The sequence below is a fragment of the Amycolatopsis sp. NPDC024027 genome, from assembly GCF_040638975.1.
Classification (GTDB): domain Bacteria; phylum Actinomycetota; class Actinomycetes; order Mycobacteriales; family Pseudonocardiaceae; genus Amycolatopsis.
Genome location: NZ_JBEZYY010000027.1, coordinates 50681 through 66962 on the forward strand (window position 1 = coordinate 50681; position 16282 = coordinate 66962).

General features: G+C 72.7%; 14 protein-coding genes and 1 other RNA gene. 4 read left to right on the forward strand and 11 right to left on the reverse strand.

From position 1 onward, the window contains the following. Window positions 1-3 precede the first annotated feature (3 nt). The 7 genes from AB0F52_RS43355 to AB0F52_RS43385 form a co-directional block, all read right to left on the reverse strand. Window positions 4-540 carry a hypothetical protein gene (locus AB0F52_RS43355; RefSeq protein WP_360183841.1) on the reverse strand — a complete coding sequence of 179 codons (537 nt, stop codon included), beginning with the start codon at window positions 538-540 and terminating at the stop codon, window positions 4-6. Window positions 541-552: 12 nt separating this feature from the next. After that, a complete protein-coding gene (locus AB0F52_RS43360; RefSeq protein ID WP_004562703.1) occupies window positions 553-819 on the reverse strand; it encodes a hypothetical protein in 267 nt (88 codons plus the stop codon). Between the two features lie 457 nt (window positions 820-1276). Further along, the gene (locus AB0F52_RS43365) at window positions 1277-2131 is read right to left on the reverse strand and encodes a hypothetical protein (protein WP_360183844.1); all 855 of its coding nucleotides are present in this window, start codon (window positions 2129-2131) and stop codon (window positions 1277-1279) included. A 199-nt stretch (window positions 2132-2330) separates the two neighbouring features. Continuing rightward, window positions 2331-2726, reverse strand: an RNA gene (gene rnpB, locus AB0F52_RS43370) — RNase P RNA component class A. Between the two features lie 20 nt (window positions 2727-2746). Then, entirely contained in the window at window positions 2747-3982 is a 1236-nt protein-coding gene (locus AB0F52_RS43375) for an FAD/NAD(P)-binding oxidoreductase (RefSeq protein WP_360183846.1), read from the reverse strand. Next, entirely contained in the window at window positions 3979-4791 is an 813-nt protein-coding gene (locus tag AB0F52_RS43380) for a ferredoxin (protein ID WP_360183848.1), read from the reverse strand. The genes AB0F52_RS43375 and AB0F52_RS43380 overlap by 4 nt, the downstream gene beginning before the upstream one ends. 8 nt (window positions 4792-4799) lie before the next feature. Beyond that, window positions 4800-5468 (reverse strand): DUF4142 domain-containing protein, encoded by a 669-nt coding sequence (locus tag AB0F52_RS43385; protein WP_360183850.1) that lies wholly within the window; start codon window positions 5466-5468, stop codon window positions 4800-4802. Between the two features lie 248 nt (window positions 5469-5716). Between AB0F52_RS43385 and AB0F52_RS43390 the strand changes: the two genes are divergently transcribed. The 4 genes from AB0F52_RS43390 to AB0F52_RS43405 all read left to right on the forward strand — a co-directional run bounded on the left by AB0F52_RS43390 (window position 5717) and on the right by AB0F52_RS43405 (window position 11447). Further along, the gene (locus tag AB0F52_RS43390; RefSeq protein WP_360183852.1) at window positions 5717-6295 is read left to right on the forward strand and encodes a sigma-70 family RNA polymerase sigma factor; all 579 of its coding nucleotides are present in this window, start codon (window positions 5717-5719) and stop codon (window positions 6293-6295) included. After that, entirely contained in the window at window positions 6292-6699 is a 408-nt protein-coding gene (locus tag AB0F52_RS43395) for a hypothetical protein (protein ID WP_360183854.1), read from the forward strand. The genes AB0F52_RS43390 and AB0F52_RS43395 overlap by 4 nt, the downstream gene beginning before the upstream one ends. A 31-nt stretch (window positions 6700-6730) precedes the next feature. Continuing rightward, the gene (locus AB0F52_RS43400) at window positions 6731-9646 is read left to right on the forward strand and encodes an AAA family ATPase (protein ID WP_360183856.1); all 2916 of its coding nucleotides are present in this window, start codon (window positions 6731-6733) and stop codon (window positions 9644-9646) included. Between the two features lie 559 nt (window positions 9647-10205). Then, on the forward strand, window positions 10206-11447 hold the full coding sequence (locus tag AB0F52_RS43405) for an SLC13 family permease (protein WP_360183858.1): 1242 nt from the start codon (window positions 10206-10208) through the stop codon (window positions 11445-11447). Window positions 11448-11459: 12 nt separating this feature from the next. Here the strand turns inward: AB0F52_RS43405 and AB0F52_RS43410 are convergent, their stop codons facing one another. The 4 genes from AB0F52_RS43410 to AB0F52_RS43425 all read right to left on the reverse strand — a co-directional run bounded on the left by AB0F52_RS43410 (window position 11460) and on the right by AB0F52_RS43425 (window position 16254). Beyond that, window positions 11460-13202, reverse strand: coding sequence for a hypothetical protein (locus tag AB0F52_RS43410; protein WP_360183860.1), 1743 nt, complete (start codon window positions 13200-13202; stop codon window positions 11460-11462). Window positions 13203-13399: 197 nt separating this feature from the next. Beyond that, complete coding sequence (locus tag AB0F52_RS43415; protein ID WP_360183862.1) at window positions 13400-14608, reverse strand: bifunctional RNase H/acid phosphatase; 1209 nt, start codon at window positions 14606-14608, stop codon at window positions 13400-13402. Between the two features lie 77 nt (window positions 14609-14685). Continuing rightward, window positions 14686-15423, reverse strand: coding sequence for a C4-type zinc ribbon domain-containing protein (locus AB0F52_RS43420; protein ID WP_360183864.1), 738 nt, complete (start codon window positions 15421-15423; stop codon window positions 14686-14688). A gap of 9 nt (window positions 15424-15432) precedes the next feature. Further along, the gene (locus AB0F52_RS43425; protein ID WP_360183866.1) at window positions 15433-16254 is read right to left on the reverse strand and encodes a Nif3-like dinuclear metal center hexameric protein; all 822 of its coding nucleotides are present in this window, start codon (window positions 16252-16254) and stop codon (window positions 15433-15435) included. Between the last annotated feature and the right edge of the window lie 28 nt (window positions 16255-16282).

Consider the following 16282-nt stretch of genomic DNA (forward strand, 5'->3'; position numbering starts at 1 on the left):
CGACTACCTCCCGGCCCGAGCCGGGTTGCCCCGGCTCCGGCGCGCTCGTGGTGCTCCCTGGTAAACCGGCGCAGTGGCGCGAAGCGCCCCCGTTGAGGGTGGTGGCGGGGGCAAGGGTGGAGTGGCACCCGGCGGGCCGCCGTGGTGCTGGTACTGCCGCCTGCGGCGGTGCTTCGGCAGCGGGCGCTCGGCCCGCACCCGGACGCGGCTGGCGCTGACCGCGCCTCCGGTGCCCGTGGTCCGTACCCGGGGGGTGTTCAGCTCGCGGCCCGCCATCGCGACCACGGTGCCGAGCGGGCGCTCGTGGCTGATCTTGGCCGTGAGCAGCCGGGTGATCGCGATGGTGGCGATGAAGCCCCACGCCGTCGAGAAGAACCCGAAGCTCCACCCGGCCCAGCGTTCGACGCCGAGGACCACGAAGAACGTCGGGATGCCGATGAGCCACGCGACGTACCGGGCTCTCCAGGGAAAAGTCGCTTTCGGCGGGCCGAGCCACACGGCGTCGACCCGGTACACCTCGTCGTCGGTCCTGATGCGCACGCGGACCCCGTCTCAGCCGGTGAACAGGCCGGCGATCCACTGGCCCACGTTCACGCCCGCGCCGCTGACCGCGAGACCGATGATGGCGAGCGCGATGACCACGCCGGCGAGCCGGCGCATGACACCGGCGTTGTCGCCCTTACCGCCGCCCAGCCACAGGAGCAGGAGTGCGACGGCCAGCAGCACCAGGGGGATGACGTTGTCGAGCAGCCACTGGCGCACGTTGCCCGTGCCCAGTTCGCCGGCGGCCAGCGTGTCGAGGGTGGTCAAGGTCATCATCGCGATACTCCCGGTGCGCGGTGGAGCCCGCGCGGTTCTGGCTCAGGCGGTGCTTCGAACAACATCATGGGGGCTACGAGGGGTAGTGGTCAAAGTGCACAGCGTAGAGACCGGCTGGCTCGTCAACCGGCGTGGCGCGGATGGCACACGAAATCTCCACGCCCACCATCATCGCGGCAAGGGCCCTCGGGTTGAACCCCGACCACCCATACTTCTCAGTGTGCTGACGAACTCACCCCATTGCTCGGGATTTGCTCACTGTGGGTACTGGTGCTCTGGCCGTTGTGCGGCCTGGAACAGTGTTGCATGACACGAACGGCCGCGTCCCCCGAGTCCGCTCTGTGACAACGGTTGGCCGGTCGGCGCCCATGTCGATCTTCGACGCGAGTGCTGTCCGTCACGGGGTGCCCGAAACTTCACAACTTTTTCACTACATAGCGTGATCTTGACTGGTCGATCAGCTCATGGGCCGGCGGAAGACGCCGTCCGGGAAAGCGCCGGCTTGGACGATCCGGCGGCTGAGCCCGCGGCACAGGTCTTCGAGCCGGGCCGTCCGCTCGGCACCGAGGTGGAGCCACGGCGCCCGCGCGGCGGACTCGGTCGCGATCTCGACGGCGGCGCGGACGGCGGTGCCCGCCTCGGTGAGCCCGCCCTCGGCGTCGAGGATGCCGCGGCCGGTGAGCGCGGCCTCGGCGGCCGCCCACTGCTCGTCGCTCCAGCCGCGGGTCAGCTTGGCCGGGGCGGTGGCGAACCCGCGACCGGTGGCGACGTGGGTGACCAGGGCGTCCAGGCCGCTCAAGCCGTTCAAGAGGAGGGCGGCGATGTGGCCGTCGCCGCGGTGCTCGCGGAGCAGGGTGATCGCGTGCCAGAGGACAAGGTGCGGCTCCCCCGGCCAGTCGAGCCCCGCGTGCGCGGCGTAGAGGGGACGTCCTTCGCCGGTGCACCCGCTGCTCGCCTCGCGCGCGAGTTCGGCGGCTTCGGCGACCTCGTCGCTCTTGACGTGGTCGCCGAGCAGGCGGGTCAGCGCCTTGTCGACACCCTCGAGCCGCGCGTCCAGGACCTGCTGCGGCGTCGCCAGGGTCCAGGCGCGCGGGATCACGCGGGCGACGACCTCGGGGTTGAAGTTGTAGAAGGTGGCCGCGACGACCTCGGGCCCGACGGCCCCCATGGCCGCCGACCGGCTCGCGAAGTACGGCATCCGGCCCGGCCGCAGGCCGATGCCGGTGAGCGCGGCATCGACTTCGGGCGCGAAGTACGAGAAAGCGTGCAGAGAATCGAAAGCCGCCTTGAACCGCTTCTCGTCACCCGACATACCAGCACCCTACTACCGGGTAACCAGGCGGGGAACCACACTTCGACGGGCCGAACGGGGCATCTCGCGTGAGCGGGCGGGCATCACGTGTGTCTGGAGGGGCATCTCACGTGATCAGGCGGGCATCACGCCGATGCCCCTCCAAGCACGCGAGATGCCTCTCCAATCACGCGAGATGCCTCTTCGAGCACGTGAGAGGCGGACGAGCTGGCATGTAAGCCGGATCCTGTTCCCCGGTCGCCTTGCGGCTCGCGGGGCGGCGGCCATCCATCTCGGCCTGCCGTCGCCGGCAGGCTCCAGCGGCCTACCCGCAGGCTCGGACGGGCCGTCCTCGAACGCCTGCGCAGGAGCCCGGGGGCTCCCTCTTGGCCTTGCTCCGGGTGGGGTTTACCTAGCCGTCCCGGTCGCCCGGGACGCTGGTGGTCTCTTACACCACCGTTTCACCCTTACCCCCGTTCGAGAACGGGGGCGGTCTGTTTTCTGTGGCACTTTCCCGCGGGTCACCCCGGGTTGCCGTTAGCAACCACCCTGCCCTGCGGAGTCCGGACTTTCCTCGGGCCGGGTCGCCCCGGCCCGCGACCGCCCTGCCAGCTCGTCCGCGTGCTGGATCGTAGCTCAGTAGCCGGCCACCGCCCCGGTGCGGTGGCGGGGCCGGACCTCGGGCGGGGACTCGGCGGGCACCGGGTGCTGGCGGGCCAGTTCGGCCGTCCAGTGCAGGACGGCGGCGGGGCTGTCGAGGCCGATCAGGCCGACGAGCCGGCCCTGGCGGACGAAGCCGGTGATGGGCCGGGTGCCCGGGACCGGCGACTCCAGCAGCACGGTGTCGGTCGCCAGGGACGGCCGGCCGGCGACCTGGATGCGGACACCGTGCTGTTCGGACCAGTAGCGCGGCACCGGCGTGTAGGCCGGCGACCCCTGGGGGCCGGCGAGGAGGTTCTGGGCGGCGGCGCGGCTCATCTCGACGGCGTTGAGCCAGTGCTCCTCCCGGTGAGGCGTGGGGTCGAAGCGGAGATTGGGCCAGCGGGCGACGTCGCCGGCCGCGACGATCGTCGACGAGCCGACGACGTGGCAGGTGGGTCCGCAGACGACGCCGTCGTCGAGCGGCAGCTTGGCGCCGCGCAGCCAGGAGACCGCCGGGACGCTGCCGACGGCGACGACGACGCAGGCGACCTCGAGGGCGCGGCCGTCGGCGAACTCGAGGCCGACGTGCGTGGGCGCGGGCCGCCAGCGGCGGATCGTGGTGCCGAGTTCGAGGCGGACGCCGCGGGCGGTGTGCAGCGCCGTCAGCCACTCGCCGATGTCGGGCCCGAGGACGTCGGCCAGCAGGGACCTCGCCCGTCCGAAGAGGACGACCTCGCGGTTCATCTCGCGCAGGCTGGAGGCGACTTCGCAGCCGATGAAGCCGTCGCCGATCACCGCGACCGGGCCGGGGTTGCCGGCGAGGGCGCGCTGGAGGGCGATCGTGTCGGCGAGGGTGCGGACGACGACCACGCGCGGGTGGCCGTGCGGCGCGCCGGGCATCCGGCGCGGCTCGACGCCGGTGGCGATGATCAGGCCGTCGTAGTGCAGTTCCTCGTCGCGGAGGTGGACGACCTGCCGGTTCGGCGAGAGCGCGGTGACCGGCGTGTCGAACCGCCATTCGGCGTCGACCTCGAGGGGGTCGGCGAGCAGCGTGTCGGCCCGGCTGACCGCGCCGGTGAGCAGCTGCTTGGACAGCGCCGGCCGGTGGTAGGCGATGTCGGGTTCGGCGCCGAGGACGACGACTTCGCCGTCGAACCCGAGTTCGCGCAGCCGTTCGGCCGCGCGCAGGCCGGCGAGGCCGGCTCCGGCGATGACGATGCGTTCGCTCATCGGGTGGCTCCCAACAGGTGGATGGCTCTCATGGGGCAGGCGCGCGCGGCCGCCTGGACGTGCGGGACGAGCTGGGCACCCGGGCGCTTCTCGTAGGCGAGCTGCCCGTCCAGGCCGAGCTGGAAGACCTGGGGGGCCTCGGACTGGCAGACCCCGTAGGCGTGGCAGCGCTCGCTGTCGACGTCGACGCGCACGGTGGCCGGCTCCGGGTCGTCCCCGGCCGGCGGCGGCGTCACCAGGCCGGCGCGGGCCAGCACCGCGGCAGGCAGCACGCGCAGGACCGACAGCAGCACCGGCGGGACGAGCAGCGTGATGCCGGTGAGCCAGACGACGGCGAGGTGCCCGCTCGCGATGGCGCCGAGCCAGGCGTGCACCGCGAGCAGGCCGATGGCGAGGTACCCGGCCTGGTGGAAGCGCAGCCAGCGGCCGTCGCCGGCGCTGCGGCGCAGCCCCGCGGTCACGGACACGGCGATGACGAGCTCGAGGCCGGCGATGCCCAGCGCGTGCCGCGGCGTGCCGTCGTAGAAGGGGAGGAGCAGGTCGGCGACGCCGAAGGGGTCGTCCTCCAGGAAGAGGAAGGTCAGCCCGTGCATGGTCCCGGTGGCGAGGGTGAACGCGGCGAGCACGACGTGCCCGGTGCGGATCGCGTCCTGGCCGCTGAACCGGCGGACCCAGCCGGTGGCGGCCAGCACGCCCCAGCACAGCGTCAGGCACATGCAGAGGTAGGTGAGGCGGCCGGACAGCGCGGCGGCCTCGGCGATCCCGGTGTCGTGCGGCGACACCGGGATCAGCGCGGCGGAAAGGGACATGGGGCGGCTTACCTCCGGGTGCGCGGCGAGGGCCTGCCGGGGGTTCCGAGCAGGCGAAGCAGGCCGAACGTGGCGACGGCGGCGAGGGCCACCAGAACGGCACCGGCGGCGAGGGCACCGCCGCCGAGGGTGTCGTCCTCGGTGGCGGAGACGAGCAGGGACGTGGTTTCGGCGAGCCCGGTGCTCTCCAGGAGCGTCAGGTGCCCGAGTGAGGTGTCGACGGCGGTCTGCGCGAACGCGCGGACGTCGTCGTCGCGGGTGCCCGCGCGGACGTCGGAGGCGAGCCCGAAGAGCGTGCCGTACTCGGCGCGGAGGCGGTTGACGTAGGCGCGGTCGAACGCGTCGCCGGAGCCGGCGGCGATCTCGTCGGCCCAGCCGCGCTCCTGGTCGGTCGGCTCCCCCGGCAGGGTGACGGCGAGCCGGTCGGCGACCGAGCGCAGGGCGACGTCGAGGCGGGCCTGGTCGTCGGCGATGCGGACGGCGACGGCCCGCACCCGCCGGTTGGTGGCCCGGTCGGCGGCGAGCCTGCTCGACGGCACGGACCACAGCGTGTGCTGCTTGAGCCGGGTCAGCAGGGCGCGGTCGGACTGCTGCAGTTCCCCGGCCGACGCCGGCACGGCACAGCCCAGCACGAGCGCGGTCGCGGCGGCCAGCAACGCCACGAATCGGAGCGGCATCCCCGTTGTCCCTTCGCAAAGGAGTCCTCACCTCCTGTTACGGGGAGAAGGTGCGATCCGGTTCTCACCGTCACCTTTTAGTGACCTGTGACGTGTATCACAAGACACATTGTGAACCGGTCCGCGACGACACGCGCCCACACTGCCTCGAATTGAGGCGTGAAACTAATGCATATGGCCTATTAAGTGATTTTGCGCTACGCTCCGATGACCCCACGGTCCGCCAGTCAGGTGAGGTTGCGAGCTTTATGGAAGTACCGGGAAGAGAAGGTCGCGGCCACGTCGGCTACGCGTCGTCCGCGACCGCGGTCGACACCGGCCCCGCCGCAGGAGACGATCTCGTCCCACTGCTCTACAAAGACTTCCGCGCCACCCTGTTTGCGCAGGTCATGAGCCTGACCAACCATGATCGACAGTGGACGGAAGACGTGGTGCAGGAGACCATGATCCGCGCCTGGCAGCACTCCGACACGCTCGAACGCGAGCCCGGAATGCTGCGCGGATGGCTGCTCACGGTGGCTCGGCGGATCGTCATCGACGGCTGGAGGAATCGCCGCGTCCGCCCGCAGGAGGTCGCTCTGGAGATCCCGGAAAACGCCGAGTCCACGGACCGCACGGACAGCTCGTTAGCCGCGCTAACGATTACTGGGGCATTGCGGGAACTGGACGCCAAATATCAGTCCGTCATCTACGAGACTTATCTCGCGGGAAACACCGTTCGACAGGCGGCGGAAATTCTCGGAATTCCCGAGGGAACTGTCAAATCGCGGTTGTACACGGCGATGCGGCAATTGCGGAAGGCGCTCGGGGAAGTGACGATCCGATGAGGGAGCGGAAGGGGGACGCCGCGGCCTACGGGCTCGGCGTCCACGATGATCCGGAAGAGTTCGAAGCCCACCTGCTGGGCTGCGCCCGCTGCCGGGGCCGGGTCTCCGGGTTCGCCCCGGTGGCCGGCGCACTGGCGGAGGCGGTGCGGCTGGGCTACCTGCCGCCGGGCGACGGTGCGGCCCGGCGCCGGAAGTCGGCCGGGGCGGCGGCCCTGCGGGGGCCGGTGGCCGGCCCGCTGCTCCTGCTCGCGCTCGGCGTGGCGACGATGGCCCTCTGCGGGGCCGGGCCGGTCGCGGGGAGGACCCGGTTCGCATCCACTGCGTCCATCGTCTCCCCTGGTCAGGTCGTGGCCGGTACCGGCCGCGGTCCGCGGTGTCTCCCGTGGTCGGCCGGTTTCCAGTAGTCTGCCCCAACCCAACATGAAAGTCCTTACGGTGGATACCGAAGTAAATCCCGAGCACCCCGCCAGCGGGGCTTCGGTACCGAAGCGTCCCGCCCCGCGGCTCCCCGGCCGGGAGCCCGAGCTCGGCCGCCTGACCGGGCTCTTCCCGGTCGTGCTGGGCGGCACGGCCGCCAGCGCGGTGCTGGCCGGCGAGTTCGGCATGGGCAAGAGCGCCATCCTGCGGACCGCCGGCGCGCTGGCCGCGAACGCGGGCTTCACCGTCGCGACGGCCACCGGGTCGCGGCTGGAAAGCCACCTGGCCGGCGGGCTCGTCCGCCAGCTCGCCGACGCGCTCGAGGAGCCCGGGGCACCCGCGCGCCCGCCCGTGGCCGAGCTGTGCGGCTCGGCCGGCGAGAGCGAAGCGCTCGACCTCTTCTTCCGGATCGTCCGCGACGCGGCCGAGCGGGGTCCGCTGTTCCTCGGCATCGACAACATCCACCTGGCCGACGCCTGGTCCATGCGCTGCCTGGCCTACCTCCGCAGCCGCGTGCTCGACCGGCCGGTGCTGCTCGTCCTGACGTCCGTCATCGGCTATCCCCCGCACCGCGAGGTCGCACTGCTGGACATGGTGGGGAGCACGCCGGTCACCATCACGCTGAACGGCCTCGGCGACGCGGCCGCGGCGGAGATCCTCGGCCTCGCGCCCGGGGAGCTGGCCTCCGCCTGCCGCGAGGCGACCGGCGGCAACCCGGTGCTGCTGCAGGCGCTGCGGCCGCGGCTGCTGCCCGGCGCGGACCCGCACGAGCTCGGCTCGTCGCTGATCGGGCAGGTGCTCACCACGCGGGTGCAGGAGTTCCCGCACGCGCCGGCCATCCTGCACGCGGCGGCGATCCTCGGCGAGGACGCCGGCTTCGACCTGCTGGCCCGGCTGGCCGGTGTCGACGAGCTCGACGCGCTGCAGGCGATCGACACCCTGGTCCGGCTGCACGTGCTGAACAACAGCGACCAGCCGACGCTGACCTACTCGTTCGTCCGCAACTCCCTGCTGAAGGACATGCCGCAGACCACGCGGGCCGTCAACCACTCCCGGGCGGCGAAGCTGCTGACGGAGGCGGGGGCGCCGCCCGAGCGCGTGGCCGCCCACCTGCTGGAAGCGACGTCGATCCGGATCCCGTGGGCGGTGGACATGCTGCGGCTGAGCGCGCGCGACGCGGTGTTCTCCGGGCGGTCCGAGCTGGCCGCCCGGCACCTGCGCCGGGCCTTGGAGGAGCGGCTGACCTCGGGGCGCCGGATGGCCGTGCTGCTGCAGCTCGCGCACGCGGAGTTCCAGTTCGACCCGCCCGGCGCGGCGAAGCGGGTGCGGGAAGCCGTCGACACCGTCGGCAACCGCGAGACGGCCGCGTACATCGCCACGGCGATGCTGCTGTCGCTCTGCGGCGGCCAGGACGCCCGGCTCGGGATCAGCGCGGCGGGCCAGATCGCGGCTCGGCTCGACGCGGGCGGCCCGGACGCCGTGTGGCCGCTGCTGTGCATGACGTACCTCGCCGAGGCCGGCAGCCGGCTCGGCCCGCCCCCGGAGTTCCGCGACTTCGAGGAGCAGTGGGCGCCGCTGACCGACCCGGCGGCCCAGCGGAGCCGCTCGGCGCTGCTGGCACTGGACGCCGTCCGCAGCGGCGAGTCGGCGCCGGACGCCGTCGGGCACTTCGCGGACGCGCTGAGCCAAGCCGGGGCGCCACCCCGGGCCGGGGAGTCCGCCACGCGGAGCCCGCGTGAGCCGAATCAAGCCGGGGCGCCGCCCCGGGCCGGGGGCTCCGCCACCCGGACCCCCCGTGAGCCGAACAGCGAAGACGGCGGCGAGCTGTTCGAACAGCACTACTTCTTCACGCTGGCCACCGCGGTGCTCGCGGACGAGCCGGCGCACGTCGACCGGCTGTGCCGGGTCCTGGACGTCGAGCGCGAGCCGTGGGACGTGCACGTGCCGCACGGGGCGCTGCCCACCCTGGCCCGCGGGATCGCGCTGCAGGCCAGCGGCGACCTGCAGCGGGCGAGCGTGCACTTCGAGTCCCTGCTGCGCCGCTTCGACGAGCGCGGCGGGACGACGACCTGCCCGGTCGGCGTGCTGTGCGCGGCGAAGCTCGTCGAGTGCTGGGTGGACCTCGGCCGGTTCGAGGCGGCGACGTCCCTGCTGGACCGGATGGACTTCGTCGCGAGCCAGGGCCTGTTCACGCACACGTACCTCCTGTACGCGCGGGGCCGCCTGCGCGTCGCGACGGGGTACACGCGTTTCGGGTTCGAGGACCTCCTCAGCTGCGGGCGGCGCCTGGCGCACCACGGCATGCGGTTCCCGGGGTTCGTGCCGTGGCGCGCGCACGCGGCGCGGGCGGCGCTGGCCCTCGGCCAGACCGACGACGCGGCCCGCCTGGCCGAAGAGGACATCAACGCCTCGGCCCGCTGGGGCGCGGCACGGCCACTGGGCACGGCGCTCACGACGCTTGGGCTGGTCCGCGAGGACGACGAGGCGGAGCGGGCGCTGCAGAAGGCGATCACGACGCTGCGATCGTCCCCGGCCCGCCTGCAGCTGGCGACGGCGCTGACGGAGCTCGGCACGCTGCAGTCCCGGCACGGCCAGTCCGAAAAGGCCATCGAAACGCTCCGGCAGGCGGTGGAGCTGAGCGAGCAGTGCGGAGCGCGCCCGCTGGCCCGCCGGGCGGCGGAGGAGCTGCGCTCCTCTCGGCGTGCGCTGACGCCGGCGAAGGACAACGAGCACGGGTTGACCCGGCAGGAGAACCGCATCGCGGTGATGGCGGCCCAGGGATTGACCAACCGCGAGATCGCCACGGCCCTGCACTTGACGCGGCGGACGGTGGAGCTGCACCTGTCCGGGGCGTACCGGAAGCTGGGGATTCCCGGGCGGGCGGAGCTCGGTGGGGCGCTGGCGAAGTCTTCGCAGCGGGTGGATGGTCGCTGAGCCTGGGCTGTGCAGGTTTCGGCGGTGTGCGCGGGCGGGTGATGAGCCGTTCGCGGATCGCGCAGGTTCGGCTGGTGCAGCACGCGGGCGCGGGCTGAGCTGTTCCAGGACCGCGCAGACCTGGCCGATGCAGCACCCGCGCGCTGCGGCTGCGGAGGGTGGCTGCGGCTGCGGCTGCGGCTGCGGCTGCGGAGGGTGGCGAGCGCGGGCGGGGGCTAGCCGTTCCCGAATCCCGCAGGTTCCGCCGATGCAGCACCCGGGCGGCCGCTGAGCCTGAGGGCTGCGGAGGTTGCGGGCGGGCGCCGAGCGTGAGGCAGCGGAGGGTTGCGCACGATGGCAAGCGTGAGCGGGCACTGACCGTCCCGGCCCCCGCAAGCCCGGCCGCGCAGCCCGCCGGAGCCCACTGAGCCGAGGCCGCGCAAGCTCGCACTTCGCCCAACACTTCGGCCCACCGCTTCGGGCAGCCATGTCCAGTTTGGACTCCCGCCCGCGGGGGCGCCCCCGTCTTCCACGCTACCCGGCGGCACCGACAAAACCGGGCCGCAGTTAGCGTGAACGCGTGAACCTCCTCGCGGGCGCGGCCAGCCTGCTGCTCCTGGCCGGTGTGCTCGTCTTCGCCATCGTCCGGCCGCGGGGGTGGCCGGAAGCCGTCGCCGCGGTGCCGGCCGCCGGGGTCGTGCTTCTGCTCGGGCTCGTATCGCCCGCCGCCGCCGGGGCGCGGGCCGTGGAAATCCTGCCCACTCTCGGTTTTCTCGCCGCGATCCTGCTTTTGTCCTTTTTGGCCAGTGTCGACGGCGTCTTCGCCTGGCTCGGCAACCGGCTCGCCGAGGCGTGCCACGGCCGGCCGCGACGGTTGCTCGTCCTCACCTTCGCCGCCGCCGCCGGGGTCACTGCGATCCTCAGCCTGGACGCCACCGTCGTGCTGCTCACCCCGGTGGTGCTCGCCACCGCCGGCAGCCTCGAACTCCCCGCGCGGCCGCACGTCTACGCCTGCGCGCACCTGGCCAACTCAGCGTCGACGCTGCTGCCGGTGTCCAACCTGACGAACCTGCTCGCCTTCGCCGCGTCCGGGCTGACCTTCGCCGGGTTCACCGCGCTGATGGCGTTGCCGTGGCTGGTCACGATCGCCGTCGAGCTGGTCGTGTTCCTGTGGTTCTTCAAGACCGACCTGCGGCCGCGCGAGACGTCCGATCCGCGGCAGCACCTCGAGACGCCGGTCTTCGCCCTCGTCATCCTCGGTCTCACGCTCGCCGGGTTCGCGGTCGGGCAGCTCGGGCACGTCGAGCCGGTCTGGATCGCCGCGCTGGCGGCGCTCATCCTCGGTGTGCGTGCGGTGGCGCGGGGCAAGATCCGGCCGTGGCAGCTGGTCACCGAGGCGGCGCCGCAGCTGTGCCTGTTCGTGCTGGGCCTGGCCGTCGTGGTCGAGGCCGTGTCGGAGCACGTCCTCGGCGGGGTGCTCCGCGAGGTCCTGCCGACGTCGACGGGCCTGGTCGACCTGCTGGTGGCCGCGGGCGTGGCGGCGCTGCTGGCCAACCTGGTCAACAACCTGCCGGCCACGCTCATCCTGCTGTCGGTGCTGGGCCCGTACCCGGCGCCGGGCGTGCTGCTGGCGGTGCTGCTCGGCGTCAACATCGGCCCGAACGCGACCTACCTCGGCTCACTGGCGACCCTGCTGTGGCGCCGGACGCTCCCGAAGCCGCCCTCGCCGAGGACCTTCCACGCCCTGGGGGCGCTCACGACCCCGCTGAGCCTGGCCGCGGCGACCGTCGCGCTCTGGCTGAGCCTCGGGTTCGCGAGCTGACGGCCAATAGCCTCAGCTGGGTGTCGTGATCGTCTGGCCCGGCTTCATCGTCGCGCCGCAGTCGTCCAGCGGGCCGCCGAAGCGGTCCGCCGCCACGGCCGGGATCGTCTTCGCCGCGTACTCCTGGGCCGCCTTCAGCTTCGCCGGGTCCGTCACCGCGTCGCGCCGGACCCAGTCGCCGTTGCGGAGTCCCTCGATCGGGGAGCTGTAGATCAGCACGTAGTCGCGGTCGAGGCGCGGGTCCAGCGCGATCCCGTTGCCCGCCGCCCAGGGGCCCCACGAGTGGATGAACGTCGGCTTGACCGTGTCGAACACGTAGTTGCGCAGGCCCGCCAGGTCGTTCTCGTGCACCAGGTCGGCGATCGGCTTGTTCACCAGGCCGGCCATGTCGACCAGCTCGAGCCGGCTGGTCATCGACGAGCCGCCGAGGTCGGGCAGCAGCAGCGACGCCTTCTGCACGCCGAGGATGTCGGCGTAGGTGTTGAAGCCGCGGCCGAAGCGGTCGGCCACCAGGCACGCCGTGATGTTCGGGTTCTTCGCGAACTTGTCCGCCGCGGCCGCGAACCCGATGGCCGACGGGACGAACGCGCCCACCAGCACCACGACGACGCCGACGCGCAGCAGCGCCTGCCGGTGGCGCAGCAGCTCACCGGCCGAAAGCGTGCCCGCGATGACCGCCAGCGGCCAGATCGGGCTGGCGAACCGGTGCTGGTACATCCAGTCGGCGACCATCACGCCGTACGCGATGATCCCGAGCCCCAGTGGGACGAGCAGCGCGATCAGCGGACGCCGCCACGGCGCCTTGACCAGTGCGAACACGATCACCAGCACCAGCGCGATCACGCCGGCCCAGCCCGCGTAGCCGACCAGCTCGAACGGCCGCTTCACCGCGTCGAACCCGGGCAGACCCTGCTGCTTGGCCACCGAGGGGTTGGCCAGCAGCCGCCCGAACTCCGAGTGCCGCCACACGACGTACGCGCCGAACGGCACGGCGAACGCCGCCACCGACAGCAGCGCCAGCCGGAAGCTCCTCCAGAACAGCCCGGAGCGCAGCAGGAACAGCGCCGCGAGCGGGTACGCGCCCGCGTAGATCAGGCCTTCCGGGCGGGTCAGCGCGGCGAACGCCACCAGCAGCCCGGCCCACAGCGCGACCTTCGGCGTCAGCAGCTTGTCCCGCCGCACCGACACGAACAGCGTCACGCCCAGCGTGACGACGACGAACGCGAACAGTGAGTTCTCCAGGCCGGACACGACCCAGATGACGTACGACGGGATCGTCGCCAGCGTGAGACCGACGACCAGCGTCGCCAGCCACGCGAAGCGGGTGAAGACCTGCTTCGCGGCGATGTGGCAGGCCGTCAGGACGCCGCCGGTGAACAGCAGGCCCAGCGCCTTCGGGAACAGCACGTAGTCCGGGAGGCCGAAGAGGGCGCCGTGGTCGAAGAGGCCGACGAGCTTGCCGAGGCCGAGCAGCACCATCCACGTCGGGTCGGAGAAGCCCTCGACCGGCGGCGCGCCCGGCTGCAGCACCGGGCCGAGGCCGTCGGCGAAGCTGCGGGCGTAGGAGAAGGTGATGGCGGCGTCGTCGACGATCCAGTGGCCGTAGCGGGTGGCGTGGACGGCGACGGCCGCGACACCGGCGAGCACGGCCAGCACCGGCGCCAGGCGCGCGCCCCAGCCGCGGGCGGCCGTGGTGGTGGCCGGGTCCTCGGGGACGTCGCTCGGGGAGGTCTCGGTGAGTGCGCTAGCCGTCATGTCCTCGTCACTGTTCCGCCCGCAGGCTTCTGCCGGTGGGATACGCGCGAGCCGGCGCCCCCTTGCTGGACCCGGAGGCCGGACCCGACACCGCGGCGACGCGGTCGAGACACTGTAGCCAATACCCCATCCGGGGTCGGCCAGGCGTCGGGGTCGAGCGTGATCCACCCCACACTTCTGTAAAACCTCAGCCGTGGTCAGGCCAGGTGCGAGGTGTCGTTGACGAGGCGGACCGACGCGTTCCCGTCCGGGTAGAACTCGACGATCGACAGCGACGCCAGGTCCAGGTGCAGCCGGAACAGCAGCTGGGGCCCGGCGTCGAGGCCCATCCGGAGCAGGGTCTTGATCGGCGTCACGTGGCTGACCAGCACCAATGTCCGGCCGCCGTGCTCGGCGATGAGCTCGTCGCGGGCCTTGCGGACCCGCCGGTGGACGACCTCGAAGCTCTCCCCGCCGGGCGGCGCCACCGCGCTGTCGCCCAGCCAGGAGCGGTGCAGTCCGGGGTCGCGGTCGGCCGCTTCGGCGAACGTCAGGCCTTCCCACTCGCCGAAGTCGGTCTCGATCAGGCCGGGGTGGGTCTCGACGCGGCCGCCGAGCGCGTCGGCGACGGCCTGCGCGGTCTGCTTCGTGCGGGTGAGCGGCGAGGAGATGATCGGGACAGCCTCGCCGTCGACGACCAGGCCCTCCATCGCGGCCAGCCGCTTCGCGGCGGCGGCGGCCTGCGTGCGGCCCAGCTCGGTCAGCGGGACGTCGCCGCGGCCGGAGTAGCGGCGCAGTGCCGACATCTCGGTCTGGCCGTGGCGCAGCAGGAGCAGCCGGGTCGGGGTGCCCTGGGCGCCGGTCCAGGGCACGGCCGAGCGGTCGGGCTTGCGGGTCGGCAGCTTCGGCGGGTCGGCCGCCGCGGCCCTGGGTTCCCGTTCGGCCGCGGCGGGTCCGCGAACGGCGGTCTGCCGGGCGACCTGCCTGGCCCGGCCGGCCGTGGCGGCGCCGGGGCGGCCGGCCGCGGGCTTGCCGGTCGCCGCGTCCATGGCCTCGTTGGCCAGCCGGTCGGCGTGGGAGTTCTGCGCCCGCGGGATCCACTCGTACTTGACGCGGGAGAAGCCCCCGGCCAGCTCCTTGGCCCGCTCGGCCAGCGGCTGCATGTCCGGGTGCTTGATCTTCCAGCGCCCGGACATCTGCTCCACCACGAGCTTCGAGTCCATCCGGACGTCCACAGTGGACGCACCGACCTCGGCCGCGGCGGCCAGGCCGGCGATCAAGCCGTTGTACTCGGCGACGTTGTTGGTGACGACCCCGAGGCTTTCCTTGCGCTCGGCGAGGACCTGGCCATCGCTGTCCTTCACCACGGCGCCGTAGCCGGCGGGACCCGGGTTGCCTCGGGAACCGCCGTCGGCTTCGACGACCACGTGCTTCGGGGGGTCCGTGGGGGCGGAGCCCCTCGGGCGGGGTGCGGGGGTTGCACCCCCGAAGACACCGTGCGATGTCACAGACCCGACTCCAAGGTCCGGACCAGGATCGCGCCGCAGTTCTCGCACTGGATGACGTCGTTCTCCGGTGCCGCCTTGATTTCGTTGACCGTGTTGCGGTCCAGTTCCAGCTGGCAGGCGCCGCAGCGGCGGGCCCGGAGCAGTGCGGCCCCGATGCCCTTGTGCTCGCGGACGCGCTCGTACAGCTTGAGCAGCGGCTCCGGGAAGCGCGGCACCAGCTTCACGCGGTCTTCTTCGCGGCGCGCGCGGGTGGTGTCGAGGTCCTTGAACGCTTCGTCGCGGCGCGCGATCGCGGCGGCGACCTCGGCCTCGGCCTTGTCGACCTCGGCGCCGGTGCGCTGTGCGTCCAGGCCGAGGGCCTCGCGCTGCTCCATCAGCTCCAGCAGGTCGTCCTCCAGCGCGCTTTGGCGGCGTTCCAGCGACTGCAGCTCGTGCTCGATGTCGGTCATCTGCTTCGAGTTCACCGAGCCGGAGGCCAGGAGCTTCCGGTCGCGGTCCTCGCGGGCGCGCACCGACTCGATCTCCTTCTCCTGCCGGGCGATTTCGCGGTCGAGGTCGGAGGCGGCGGTCTCCACCGAGACGAGCGCGTCGCGGCGCTCGCGGGCGGTCTTCTCCCCCGCGTCGATCTCGGCCAGCTCGGGCAGGGTGCGGCGTCGGTGCGCGGTGCGCGAGAGCTCGGCGTCCACCTTGGCGAGCTCGAGCAACTGGCGCTGCACGGCGGGTTCGGCCTTCACGGTGCTCCTCTAAATCGATGTGCGCTCGGCGCGGACGTTCCACGGGTCGGTGCGCCGCGTGGAGACGTGAACGTCGACGTTACCCGCAAAGGCCCGCGCCACGAGCGCCGAGGCTTGCCCGCACCAGGGCCACTCGCTGGCCCAGTGGGTCAGCCCGACCAGCGCGGGCACCGGGCCGCGGCCCGCGAGGTGCTCGCCGGCGGGGTGATGCCGCAGGTCCGCGGTGACGAAGGCGTCGACGCCGGCCTCGGTGGCCTGCTTCAGGTAGGAGTCCCCGGCACCACCGGACACGGCGACGGTGCGGATCGGGCGGTCGGCGTCACCCGCGCCGAGCACGCCGGGCACGGTCGCGGGCAGGGCGTCGGCGACGCGCTGGACGAACACCGCGAACGGCTCCGGCTCGGGCAGTTCGCCGAGGCGGCCGATGCCGGTGACGCCGTCGGCCTTCGGCTCCAGCGGACCGGTGACGCGCAGCCCGATCGCCTGCGCGAGCGCATCGGAGACGCCGGGGTCGGCCGAGTCGGCGTTGGTGTGCGCGCAGTAGAGGGCGATGCCTTCGCGGATCATCCGGTGCACGAGGGCACCCTTGGCGGTGTCGGCGGGGACGCCGTGCACGCCGCGCAGCAGCAGCGGGTGGTGCGCGACGATCAGCTGTGCGCCGCGTTCGACGGCTTCGTCGACGGTCTCGGCGACCGGGTCGACGCAGAACAGCACCCGGCGCACGGGTTCGGCCGGGTCGCCGCAGACGAGGCCGACGGCGTCCCACGACTCGGCGAGCTCGGGCGGATAAGCCTGTTCCAGCACGGAGATGACTTCGGAAAGGGCGGGCACGCGGTGATTTTCGCATGCACGGTCCGAG